Source organism: Nonomuraea spiralis, assembly GCF_014648435.1.
GTDB classification, from domain to species: Bacteria; Actinomycetota; Actinomycetes; order Streptosporangiales; family Streptosporangiaceae; genus Nonomuraea; species Nonomuraea spiralis.
Map to the genome: position 1 here is coordinate 46,905 of NZ_BMRC01000045.1, position 11,397 is coordinate 58,301.

9 protein-coding genes and 1 pseudogene are annotated in these 11,397 nt (G+C 70.0%); 6 read left to right on the forward strand and 4 right to left on the reverse strand.

Going from position 1 to position 11,397, the window contains the following annotated elements:
• Positions 1 to 7 precede the first annotated feature (7 nt).
• Complete coding sequence (locus IEZ27_RS55705; protein ID WP_379478725.1) at positions 8 to 382, forward strand: 3'-5' exonuclease; 375 nt, start codon at positions 8 to 10, stop codon at positions 380 to 382.
• Positions 383 to 424: 42 nt separating this feature from the next.
• On the forward strand, positions 425 to 772 hold the full coding sequence (locus IEZ27_RS49725) for a peptidase inhibitor family I36 protein (protein ID WP_189653663.1): 348 nt from the start codon (positions 425 to 427) through the stop codon (positions 770 to 772).
• A 176-nt stretch (positions 773 to 948) separates the two neighbouring features.
• On the opposite strand, the gene IEZ27_RS49730 is transcribed toward IEZ27_RS49725, so the two are convergent.
• The 3 genes from IEZ27_RS49730 to IEZ27_RS49740 form a co-directional block, all read right to left on the reverse strand.
• On the reverse strand, positions 949 to 1,092 hold the full coding sequence (locus IEZ27_RS49730; protein WP_189653664.1) for a hypothetical protein: 144 nt from the start codon (positions 1,090 to 1,092) through the stop codon (positions 949 to 951).
• Positions 1,093 to 1,236: 144 nt separating this feature from the next.
• Positions 1,237 to 2,421: a serine hydrolase domain-containing protein gene (locus tag IEZ27_RS49735; protein WP_189653665.1), complete on the reverse strand. Its 1,185-nt coding sequence runs from the start codon at positions 2,419 to 2,421 to the stop codon at positions 1,237 to 1,239.
• Positions 2,418 to 4,643, reverse strand: coding sequence for an MMPL family transporter (locus IEZ27_RS49740; RefSeq protein ID WP_189653666.1), 2,226 nt, complete (start codon positions 4,641 to 4,643; stop codon positions 2,418 to 2,420). The genes IEZ27_RS49735 and IEZ27_RS49740 overlap by 4 nt, the downstream gene beginning before the upstream one ends.
• A gap of 225 nt (positions 4,644 to 4,868) precedes the next feature.
• Here IEZ27_RS49740 and IEZ27_RS49745 point away from each other — a divergent pair, with 225 nt between their 5' ends.
• The 4 genes from IEZ27_RS49745 (at position 4,869) to IEZ27_RS49760 (ending at position 10,131) form a co-directional block, all read left to right on the forward strand.
• The gene (locus tag IEZ27_RS49745) at positions 4,869 to 6,047 is read left to right on the forward strand and encodes a sensor histidine kinase (protein WP_229825050.1); all 1,179 of its coding nucleotides are present in this window, start codon (positions 4,869 to 4,871) and stop codon (positions 6,045 to 6,047) included.
• On the forward strand, positions 6,044 to 6,754 hold the full coding sequence (locus IEZ27_RS49750; RefSeq protein ID WP_189653667.1) for a response regulator: 711 nt from the start codon (positions 6,044 to 6,046) through the stop codon (positions 6,752 to 6,754). Before IEZ27_RS49745 ends, IEZ27_RS49750 begins: the two co-directional genes overlap by 4 nt.
• A gap of 732 nt (positions 6,755 to 7,486) precedes the next feature.
• On the forward strand, positions 7,487 to 8,662 hold the full coding sequence (locus IEZ27_RS49755) for an MFS transporter (RefSeq protein WP_229825051.1): 1,176 nt from the start codon (positions 7,487 to 7,489) through the stop codon (positions 8,660 to 8,662).
• Entirely contained in the window at positions 8,659 to 10,131 is a 1,473-nt protein-coding gene (locus IEZ27_RS49760; protein WP_189653669.1) for an amidohydrolase family protein, read from the forward strand. The genes IEZ27_RS49755 and IEZ27_RS49760 overlap by 4 nt, the downstream gene beginning before the upstream one ends.
• A gap of 978 nt (positions 10,132 to 11,109) precedes the next feature.
• Here the strand turns inward: IEZ27_RS49760 and IEZ27_RS49765 are convergent.
• Positions 11,110 to 11,397: pseudogene (locus IEZ27_RS49765) on the reverse strand (IS982 family transposase); the annotation flags it as partial.

The window sequence follows — 11,397 nt, forward strand, 5'->3', positions numbered from 1 at the left end:
CCACGACATCGCCGCCGCTGACGTCCGCCACGCGCCCGCCTTCAAGGACATCGCCAGCACTCTCACCGACCTGCTGCGGGGCCGGGTCCCCGTGGCTCACAACCTCCGTTTCGACCTCGGCTTCCTGCAGGACGAATTCGGCCGGGCCGGCAGTCCGATCCCCCGTCTCGACGCCATCGGCATCTGCACGATGACCGAGGCCCTTCGCTATCTCCCCGCCGCACCGCGTACCCTCGCCGGCTGTTGCGCCGTCGCGGACATCCCACTCGACGGCGGCGTTCAGCCCTGCCGCCTGGTCGGAATGGCCGTCGGCAGTCCCCCTACGCCGCGCTCACCACATCAAGCTGAATGCATACAGTGCATTGATGAGTACACGGAGTGAGAATAATGAGATCACGGAGTCCACGACCGACAGGAGACCCACATGCGTTCCCTCACTCTGCTTGCGGTCCTCGCCGCCGGTGCCACCCTCGCCATCGCAGCGCCCGCTGCGGCCGGCACCCTGCACGCCGCCGGCCCCCGCTGCCCTGACGATGCGGTCTGCTTCTGGACCGAGCCCGGGTTCGAGGGCGAGCGGCAGGTCGTCCGCCCCGTCTCCGGCTCGCGTCCATGCATTCCGACTCCCGACGCCCACGCGGAATCGGCCGTCAACAACACCCGCTTCTCGCGGCTGCTGTACCTCGACGCCGACTGCTCCAGCCGGCCTGTTGCGTTCATCCCGGCCGGCGAGAACAGGCCCTCCCTCGAGCCTCCCATCGCCGCCTGGCGGTGACCCATCGCCCGGCCAAGTGCCTGGCCCAGCCTGACATCGCACGGACGTCACCGCACTGGCAAGTCAGCAGGAAGCCGGCGTCCCCACCCCCGCCGGGCCCACACCCAGGCAAATCAGCGCACCGGCTCAGGCCAACCCTGCTGCCCGTCATCGAGATCAACCAGAGGCCGATCTAGTCAGGCCGCGCCACAGCCCAGTGGGTGCCGCACCCATTCTGGATGGACCTCACCGACCTCGATGCTGTTCTCATCAAGGGCGTTGGCGATGTGGAAGCGGCCCGTGACGAAGCCGAACTCCACAGCGAGGACGCCGGCCGCCACGCGAGTAGAGCCACCTCGCGCAGTTGCTGGCCGATGAACGGCTCAAGCCGTTCATCGGCGCTGGACCACGCCGGAGTTGGCTCGAACCACTCCCAGCCGATGATCCCAGCCGTCGTGTCGATGGTGTTCCAGCTGATCGACAGCTCATCGAACTTGGAGTGGCTGATCTCTACTTGCGCAGAGCGCGTTGTCGATCAGGCGGGCCGTGGCCTGGCCTTGGGCTGGGGTACCGGGGTAGGTGGTGCGGGAGACGATCACGCTGGTGCGGCCATCCTCGGTGACGGCGTTGTCGGTGATGAACCCGGGTGTGCCACCGGGATGCGACCATGCCGTGATCCCGCAGCTCAGCCGCTGCTTGGCCATGCCCAGGCCGAATTCCCTGCCGGGCGCGCCGACGGGGACCGTGGTGGTCATCTTCTTGAGCTGACGTGGCGTCAGGAGCCGGCCGCCCAGCAAAGCTCGCCAGAACCTGCCCAGGTCGCCGGTGGTGGTGACGGCCTCGCCCGCCGGGCCGGCCCAGCCGAGGCTGAGCACCGTGGCGCGGAAGGGCCGGCCGGTCTTGGCGTCCTCGGTGTAGCTCTGTGGGTGCGGCTTGGGCAGCCGCGAGGCGTCACCGGGCAGCGTCGTCTCGCGTAGCCGCAGCGGCGTGACGATCCGGTGGGTCACCTCATCGCGCCAGGAGTTACCGGTGGCCTTCTCGACGATCATCCCGGCCAGGAGGTAGTTGATGTTGGAGTAGCTCCAGCGGGCGCCGGGGGAGAAGAGCGGGCGCCGGCCCACGCTGAGAGCGACCAGCTTGCGCGGGGACATGCGGAGGAACCGGTAGGCGCGGTAGCCCTGCTCGGTGCGCATCTTCATCTCGATGTCGCCTACGGAGTCGTGCAGGCCGCTGGTGTGCTGGAGCAGGTGCCTGACGGTGATGGCGCGCCCGTCGTTGCCGTTGCCGCGCACCAGTCCAGGCAGCCACCGTTCGACGCTGTCGCCGAGGGACAGACGGCCCTCCGCCTCCAGCTGCAAGATCACGGTGGCTACGAAGGTCTTCGTGTTGCTGCCCATCCGGAAGTGCCCGTCGAGCGGGATCGGCATGGTACGGCCGCGCACCGCCGTACCGGCTGCCGCGGACAGGTCACCGGCGGGAGAGACCACCCGTGCCTGCACCCCCAGCGTGCCGGCGTCGCGGATCGCGGCCAGATCCCGCTGCAGGGCCGCCTGGTCGTAGCCGGACGTGGCGTGGGCCGGGCCCGCCGCGAGTGTGACGACCGTCGCGGCCGTGACCGCTGACGCCCCGATCGCGTGGATGCGGTGGTTGATCGGATTCCTCTTCATCATTCTTGCCTCCCGGCAGATGCGACCGCCGTAGCAGTCGGGTGGGACTCGAAAGGTCCGGTGCGATGGCCGCCTGCGGCGGGCCGTGGGCTCAGCGGCCACCAGACGGCCCGGCCGAGCAGCGCGGCCAGGGCGGGGACCAGGACCAGTGACACGACGAGCGCGGAGAGCAGGATGCCGAGCGTCATCGCGAAGGCGATCTGCTCGTTGCCCGGGGACGTGACGAGGCCGGCGAAGGAGGCGGCCAGCACCAGGCCGGCCGTGGCGATGGCCGGCGCGGTGTGCCGTACGGCGCGGGCCACGGCGGCGCGAGCCGTACCCGGTCGCCGCATCTCCTCCCGGATGCGGTCGGCGATCAGGATGTTGTAGTCGGTCCCCAGTGCCACGACGAACAGGAACAGCACGAGCGGAAGCGTGAAGCCGACGCCGGGCTCGCCGATGACGTGCTGGAACAGCAGCCCGGCTGCGCCGAGGGTCGCGGCGAAGCCGAGCCCGACGGAGAGCAGCAGGATCACCGGAGCGAGCAGGCTGCGCAGGAGCAGCAGGAGGATCAGCGCGATCAGCGCGGCCGCGACCGGAAACACGATCTTCAGGTCGTGGTCGACCGCGGTCGAGATGTCGGCGACGATGGCGGGCGTCCCGCCCACGTGGGCCGTGATCCCGGCAGGCGTGTGCTGGGCGACCGTGGCCCGAATCGGTCCGACGGCCAGGTCGCGGGCCTGCCGGCTCCGCGGGTCCGCGGTCGGGTAGAGGTCGATGCGGGCGGCACGGTGGTCCTTGTTCAGGACGGTCGGTGCGATCTGGCCTACGCCTTCGACCTGGGTGAGCGCTCGGGAGAGGCCGTCGAGCCGGTCGGCGGTGAGGGTGCCGCCGTCTTTGGCGGTGATGAAGACGCTCGTCGGGTCGGACACGCCGGCCGGCAGCGTACGGGAGATCTCGGCCGCGGTGGCCGCCGCGGGGGTCTGGGCGCCGGAGCCGCCCTGGCCATAGTCCATGCGGATGCCGATCAGCCCGGCGGCCAGTGCGGCGAGCAGGCCGATGGAGGCGGTCAGCATCATCAGCGGCCGGCGCGTGACCAGCGCACCCAGGCGGGCGGCCCAGCCCTCACCGGTCTCGGGGCGCAGAGCCGTACGGGAGGGCCAGAACATCTTGCGCCCGGCAGCGGCGAGCAGCGCCGGCAGGAGCGTGAGGCTGCCGACCATCATCACCACGACCGCGACGGCGATCGCGGGGCCCATCGAGCGGAACTGCCCGAAGGTCGCGAGACCGAGGGTGGCGAACGCGGCCACGATGGTCAACGCCGCCGAGGTGATCGCGCTGCCGACCCGGCCGGAGACCTGCGCGGCCACCTCACGGGCGAACTGCTCGGGCCTGGTGCGCAACTGCTCGCGGTAGCGGAACAGCAGGAACAACAGGTAGTCGATGCCGATGCCGAGCAGGACCACGTTGATGAGGCCCGGGGTGCCCGCGTCGAGCTTGAGCCCGGTGAGCATCGCGGCGCCCGCGACGGCTCCCGCCGCCACGAAGCCGATCATGGCGACCGCGAGCAGCGGCAGCAGGGCCGCCAGCACGCTACGGAACACCAGCACGTTGATCAGGACGATGAGCCCCACGATGAGCCCGCTCCCGACCGTCGTGACGGTCTTGCGGGAGTCGACGGTGTCAACGGTTTCAGCGAGCGCTCCGGTGAAGCCGGTACGCATCCCCACCTCGGAGAACTGGGTCCTGGCTGAGTCCCGGAAGGTCCGGTAGACGTCCTGGACGCCCTTGTCCCCGCGGTTGCCGATCAGTTCGACGGAGAGCAGTTGGAAGCTCCGGTCGGGCGCCGTCATCGCCGGGGCGATCCGGGGCGTCTGGGAGCGGTCCGGGATCAGGAACCGCTGGGGGCCGTCGTCCTCCCTGGGCATGATCACCCGGCGCTTGGCCAGCTTCGCGGCCTCGACCTCTACGCGCTGCCGGTCGGCGGCGCTGAGGGCCTTGCCGTCGGACCGGGCGACCAGCACTGTCACCGTGGTGGCGTCGGGGTTCACCCCGAACCGCTCCTTGGCGATGCGCAGCGCGGCGGCCGAGTCGTAGCTCCGGGGCAGGAAGTCGCCGGCCTGGTTCTGGGTGACGCGGTCGAACAGCATCGGGGTCAAGGCGCTCAGTACGACACCCAGCACCGCCCAGAGGGCGATGACCTTCCATGGGTGTCTGGTGGAGTACCCGGTCAGGGCACGGATCACGATCTCCTCCGGCGGACGGCGTCTGCCGGGAGCTCCCGGCCGATATCCAGACCATCAGCCGCAGAAGCGGTAAACCTCCTGGTAGCGGATGATTCGCAGCGGGGCCCTGGGGCCTTCCGCCTCTCGGGGACCAGGACCGTGGTCCTGGTCCCGGCCTGGCCATCGCCGCCGCTGTGTAACCCTGTTCCGGGGGGCCGTAAGGCCGGATACGGGGGAACAGCATTGTTGAGCAACGCCCGGGAGCTGCCGTGGGCCCGTAGCGACGCGCTCGTCGCCGGCGGGGCGTGCGTGATGAACCTGCTCAGCTACGCGTTCTTCAACGCCCCCGACGGCCGGCACGCCGTGAGTGTGGCGGGGTTCCTCTTCGTCGCGCTGGCGGCCCTGCCATTGCTCGCCCGGCGCCGCCATCCGGTGGCGGCGCTCGCGGTCGTCCTGGTGCTCGATACCGCGGCCACCCTGATCGTGCCGCTGCCCAGGCATTTCGGCGCCGTCCTGGTGGTTGCCCTGTACGCGGTCGCCAGGGCCCGCCCCGGCCGGGTCACGGCGATCACGGCCGCCGCGACGGTATCGCTGACCCTGCTGAGCCAGAACATCGGCCACGTCCCGCCCTGGCAGGACGCCGTCGTCCCGCCCCTCACCACCCTGATCGTCGTCGGCACCGCCACGGCGGTCAACCGCTGGCAGGCAGAGGTGGCGGCCAACCGCAGACTCCTCGCCGACCGCGCGGTGGCCGACGAGCGGCGCCGCATCGCACGGGAGTTGCACGACATCGTGGCCCACCACATCACCACCATGCAGCTGATGGCAGGCGGCGCCCGCGCCAACGTCGCGGAACCGGAGGTGGTCAGGGAGGCCCTGGTCACCCTGGAGTCCTCCGGGCGGCTCGCGCTGCGCGAGATGCGCCAGCTCCTCGACGTGCTGCGGGACGGCGACGAGCCGGAGACCATGCCCGCCCAGCCCCAGCCCGGCGCCGACGACCTCGGCCGCCTGGTCGAGGAATCCCGCCTGGCCGGACTGCCGACGGACTTCGGCGTCCACGGGCAGCGGCGGCCGTTGCCGCCGACCGTCGGCCTCACGGTGTTCAGGATCGCCCAGGAGGCTCTCACCAACGCCCGCAGGCACGCGGGGCCGGCGCGCGCGTCCGTGCGGCTGACGTACCGTCAGGACCGGGTCACCATCGAGGTGCGAGACGACGGCGGGGGCACACTGACGCAGGAGGGGGCATCGTCGGTGGGCTCGGGCGGTTACGGCCTGATCGGCATGCGCGAGCGCGTCGCCCTGCACGACGGCACCCTCACCGTCGGCCCGCAGGCCGACGGGGGGTTCGCTGTAGTGGCCGACCTGCCGCTGACCACGGACGAGGCCGCCGAGGCGGCCGTCCAGCACGAGGGGGCGCGCCGATGACCGGGACCGGGCCGACGCTGCCGAGGATCAGGGTGCTGATCGTGGACGACCAGCCGCTGGTACGTCGCGGACTGTCGCTGATTCTCTCTCCCGACCCGTCCTTCGAGGTGGTGGGAGAGGCCGAGAACGGCGGGCAGGCCGTCACCCTCGCCCGCCAACTGCGCCCCGACGTCGTGGTGATGGACATCCGGATGCCCGTCCTCGACGGCGTCGCCGCGACCAGGGAACTCGCCGCCACCGTGCCCGGCAGCCGGGTCCTGGCGCTCAGCACCTTCGACATGGACGAGTACCTCGTGGGCGCCCTGCGAGCCGGAGCCTACGGGTTCCTGCCCAAGGACAGCTCCCCGGAGGAACTGAGCGCGGCGATCCGCACCGTCCACGCCGGCGACGCCGCCGTCGCGCCGCGCCTGCTCACCCGGCTGATCTCCACCTACGTGCGGGCGCCCCACGGTACCCGGCCGAACCCCACGGGCCTGGACGAACTCACACCCCGCGAGGTCGAGGTATGGCGCCTGATGGCCACCGGCCTGGACAACACCGAGATCGCCCGCGCCCTCGACCTCAGCCTGTCCACCGTCAAGAACTACATCACCAGCATCTTCGGCAAGCTCTCCGTCCGTGACCGCGCCCAGGCGGTCATCGTGGCCTACGAGTCTGGGCTGGTCACGGCCCGGGGTGCAACCAAGGGCGACGAACAGACGGGTTAGCCCCTGAACTCCCTGACGGGAGGCCCGTTCCGGGCTGAAGACCGGTGTGGATGCCCGCCGACGTCGTTCCTCTATGGTCCGGTCGAGGCCGTGGGTCGGTCGGACGCCGGGAGCCGCGCTGTGGGCCCTTCACTGTGCTTCGAGCACCATGACCAATCCGGCTGACCCCGAGCGCGTGCAGATGATCGGCTACGCCCACGATCGATCGGGTCATCGTGGAGTAGGACTGCACTTCCCGCAGCCGCTGTCCGGGCTTGTCCTCATCGAGCACGCGCCCAGCCCCCAGACGGTACGGGCTACGATGGCGGTGGCCCCGCTCGAGTTCGGGCCGCCTCGTGGCGCGGATGGAGATCCTCTCCGAAAAGGGGCCGCGCCCCTCACCCGCCACCGTCTTGCGCATGCTGCGCGACCACGATGAACAGAACGCGCCGAAGACACGGACGTGAGCGCCGAGCCGGCACTAGGCTCCTGGGACGTTCTGGGGGCTCATCGCCTGGACCCGGGTGGAGCACCATCGAGGCGTTCACCACCAGTGGATGGATCTTGGTGCAATCGCACCGCCGACCGCCCCGACTTCATGTTCCCGCACGAAGCACTCTCGGATGAGGTGATGGAGGGTTACTGGAACATTGATCTAGCTCCGGAGGCCTGTGAATGGGACTCGCCGAAGGCACCCGCACCTTGGCGCCCGCGCAAGTACGTAGAACGGCTACCGTCACTGTCGGCCTGCTCATGGGCGTCTGGGTGATCGACTATGTCGATCGGGTGATGATGGCCGTCGCGTTGCCGTTCATCGGCGAGGAGTTCGCGCTCACCAAGACCGAGCAAGGCTGGCTGATCACCGCCTTCTCCCTGGTCTATCTGCTGTCCCAGGTGCCGGGTGGCATCCTCGCCGACAAGTTCGGCGCCCGCCGCCAACTCATGGTCTCTCTGCTGCTCTGGTCGGTCTTCACCGCCCTCACCGGTATTGCCTGGGGCCTGGCCTCCCTCCTCGTCATCCGTGCTCTCTTCGGCGTCGGCCAGGGCCTCTTTCCCGGCGCGTCCTTCAAGGCCATCGCGGAACGCACCACCCCCGCCGTCCGCGCCACCGCCGCCGGCGCCATGCTCGCCTCCAACCAGCTTGGTGCCGGCGTCGCCCCGCTCCTCGTCGCGCCGCTCATCCTCGCCCTCGGCTGGCGCCACACCTTCTGGGTCATCGCCGCCGCCGGCGTCGCCATCGGCGTTCTGCTCTGGAAGCTGCTGCCCCAGGCGCTGCCCGCCCACCTCAACGGCTCCGACGTCGTTCAGGACGAGGGGACCAGCCTCGGCGCCGTCATGCGCTCGCCATCGGTCTGGAAGTTCGCCGCCCTCTTCTGCACCACCAACATGCTCGGCTACGGCTTGATCACTTGGGTGCCCAGCTACCTGCTGGAGGAGCGCGGCATCTCCCTCATCAACACCGGTGTCATGTCCGCCATCCCCGGCCTGGTCGCGTGCGCGACCGCCTTCCTCGGCGGCTGGCTGTTCGACCGCTTCTTCCACGACAGGGCCCGGCTCTACGTCATTCCCCTGCTCCTGGTCACCGCCGTGCTCCTGGTGCTCATGCTGATGGCTGACTCCGCTGTCGGGTTCACCGTCTACCAGACCCTCGCCATGGGCGTGGCGGGCCTTTCCACGATGGGCATCCTCGGCATGCCCGTGCGCGCCCTGCCGCCCGCCTTCATCGGATCCGGCATGGGCGTCGTCAACGTCGGCGGCCAGATCGCCGGTGTCCTCGCCCCCGTCCTCATGGGCTTCCTGGTCGACAAGTTCTCCTACACCGCTGCTTTCGGCCTGCTCATCGCCACCACCGTCCTCGGCGCGCTGATCGCGTTGATCGTGCCCCAGCGCCCTGAGCAGTTCAGCCTCGGAACGAAGGAGCTCGCGTGACGACATACGATCTGGTCCTGACCCGCGGCCGGGTCATCGACCCCGAGACCGGCCTGGACGCCGTACGCGACGTCGGCGTCGACGGCGGGGTCATCCAGGCCGTCTCCGACCAGCCGCTCGACGGCGTCACCACCGTCGACGCGACCGGCCTGGTCGTCAGTCCGGGCTTCATCGACCTGCACAGCCACAGCATGGACGTCGCCGGCCACCGCCTGCAGGCGCTCGACGGCGTCACCACCGTCCTGGAACTCGAGGCCGGCGCCTACCCGGTCGCCGCCGCCTACCGCAGGGCCGAGATCGAGGGCAGGCCCCTCAACTACGGCTTCGCCACCTCCTGGGCCGTGGCCCGGATGTCCGTCCTCCTCGGCCTCGACACCGGCGGCGACCTGAAGGATGACTTCCTCGCCAACATCGGCCGCGAGGAATGGCAGCGCGCCGCTCCGCGGAATGTCGTCGACCGCATCGTCGGCATGCTGGAGCGCGACCTCGGCGACGGCGCGCTCGGCATCGGCATCCTCGTCGGCTACGCGCCCCGCGTCGATCCCTCCGAGTACCTCGCCGTGGCCGCCCTCGCCGCCAGCGTCGGGCTGCCCACCTACACCCACGCCCGCGAACTTGTCGAGATGGATCCCACCACTCCCGTCGACGGCGCCGAGGAGGTCGTCCGCGCCGCCGCCGAGACCGGCGCGCACATGCACTACTGCCACGTCAACAGCACCTCCATCCGCCATGTCGACCGCGTGCTCGGCCTGGTGGAGAAGGTTCGCGCCGAAGGCTCGCGCGTCACTACCGAGGCCTACCCCTACGGCGCGGGCATGACCGGCGTCGGCGCGGCCTTCCTCGCCCCGGAGCTCCTTCACCGGCGCGGGCTGACCCCGCACTCCATCGGCCTGCTCGGTGCCGAGGGCCGTATCCCCGACGCCGACACCCTGCGCCGAATCCGCGAGAGCGAACCCGGCTCGGCGGCCTTCGTCCACCTGCTCGACGAGGATGACCCCGCTCAGTTCGACTACATCCAGCGGGCCCTCACCTTCACCGACGCCGCTGTCGCCACCGATGCCGTCCCCCTCCTGTGGCGCTCGGGGGCGCCCGACCCGTTCTCCTGGCCGCTTGGGCCCGGCGCCGTCACTCACCCTCGTACGGCCGGCACCTACGGCCGGACGCTGCGCAGGCTCGTCCGGGAGAACGGGGTCCTGTCACTGCCCGAGGCTGTGCGCCGGTGCACGCTCATCCCCGCCGACGTGGTGGGCTCGGGTGTTCCGGCGATGCGGCGCAAGGGCCGTGTTCAGGCGGGCTGCGACGCCGACCTGACCGTTTTCGCCCCCGAGACCGTCAGCGACCGTGCCACCTACACCGAGACGGTCAGGCATTCCTCCGGGTTCGTTCACGTCCTTGTCGGCGGCCGGTTCGTGGTCCGTGACGAGCATCTGTTGCCGACCGCCATGCCCGGGCGCGCTGTCAGAGCCTGATGCCCGGTCCGGGGCGTCTGGTTGACGGCCCAGACCGCCGTTTCCGGCCGGGCTCCGGTCCAAGCCCCAGCAGGGCCGTGACCCGGTCAGGTTCCGAGGCAGGTTCGGTCGCACGGTCCCGCCTGTGGCCGTCCTTGGTGGGCCGCGGGCGGACCGGTCACCAGTGCCGCCGTAGACGGCCAGCCGTTCGCGCAGCCCGATCAGCCCGCGCCTGCCCGGGTGCGACGGGCCGCGCCGCGCGCTGCATGACCTACAGCCACGGCAGGACCTCAGGACAACTCGGGGTCCTTTCGTCGTTTCCGGGCCTCGAAACCACCGCACCCACCTGGGAAAACGGGCCTGCGAGCATTCCGCGCATGTTCCGCGACCAGTGGCACAGGGCTGCCCTCGGCCGCCTCACCCTGCCTACGAGCCAAGACCATCGATCATGCAAAAGACCAGGTCAACCCACAGATGGCCTGGTCTCGGTTGCGCGCCCTGCAGGATTCGAACCTGCGACCGTCGGATTAGAAGCAAGATCTTTTAGTGCCATTCGATACCGTTTGATGGTAGTTCATGCCGCCTTCGCGTACATCGCGTGTCAGGCGGTGCCGGGCCCTGACGACACGTGACGGGGCGTACGAGCACGCACCGAGCACGACGGACACACTAACGTGATCACCGGCGTGGCGCCGCACCATGGGGCCCACACCCCCAGAACGCGCCGGCACTACGTGCGGATACCGGTCGCTGTGCTCGGCACGTGCTCCCACCTCCGAAAGGCAAGGACTGGTTGGGCGAGCTCTCCAGAGCGGAGTGCAGCAGCAGAGCCTGGCGGAGGCGCTCAAAACTGAACGTCCACGAACCCGCCTGTCGCCTGAAGAAGATGGCTACGACGCCCGCACCAGACGCCTGCAGGTCGACGGGCTGCGCGGAGGCGATGGATCCATGTCGGTGATGGCGTCCGTTTGACCTCTAGATCACTGATGTGAATTTGGGTTAATGGTCGTAGGCGGTCAGTGATCGTTTGACGGGTGCGCCGGTGTTCCAGTTGTGCCAGATCACGGCGTTGAGGGCGAGGACGCGTTGGCTGACCCGCGCCCAAAGGCCGTCGGTGGTGCGAGCATTGTGGCGTTCGAGGCCGAGCTGGTTCTTCAACGTCCAGATGATCGCTTCGATGCGCTGGCGTAGCCAGCCGGGGAACGGCAGAGCAGGCGCGGGTTCGTCCTGACGGGCCGGCCGGATCAATCGATGGCCCAGGTCAGCGGCAGCCTTCTCGATGCCGGC

Excerpts from the sequence above, each read along its gene's own strand:
- IEZ27_RS49725 (WP_189653663.1), top strand. The coding sequence starts at position 425 with ATGCGTTCCCTCACTCTGCTTGCGGTCCTCGCCGCCGGTGCCACCCTC.
- IEZ27_RS49735 (WP_189653665.1), bottom strand. The coding sequence starts at position 2,421 with ATGATGAAGAGGAATCCGATCAACCACCGCATCCACGCGATCGGGGCG.
- IEZ27_RS49750 (WP_189653667.1), top strand. The coding sequence starts at position 6,044 with ATGACCGGGACCGGGCCGACGCTGCCGAGGATCAGGGTGCTGATCGTG.
- IEZ27_RS49755 (WP_229825051.1), top strand. The coding sequence starts at position 7,487 with ATGGGCGTCTGGGTGATCGACTATGTCGATCGGGTGATGATGGCCGTC.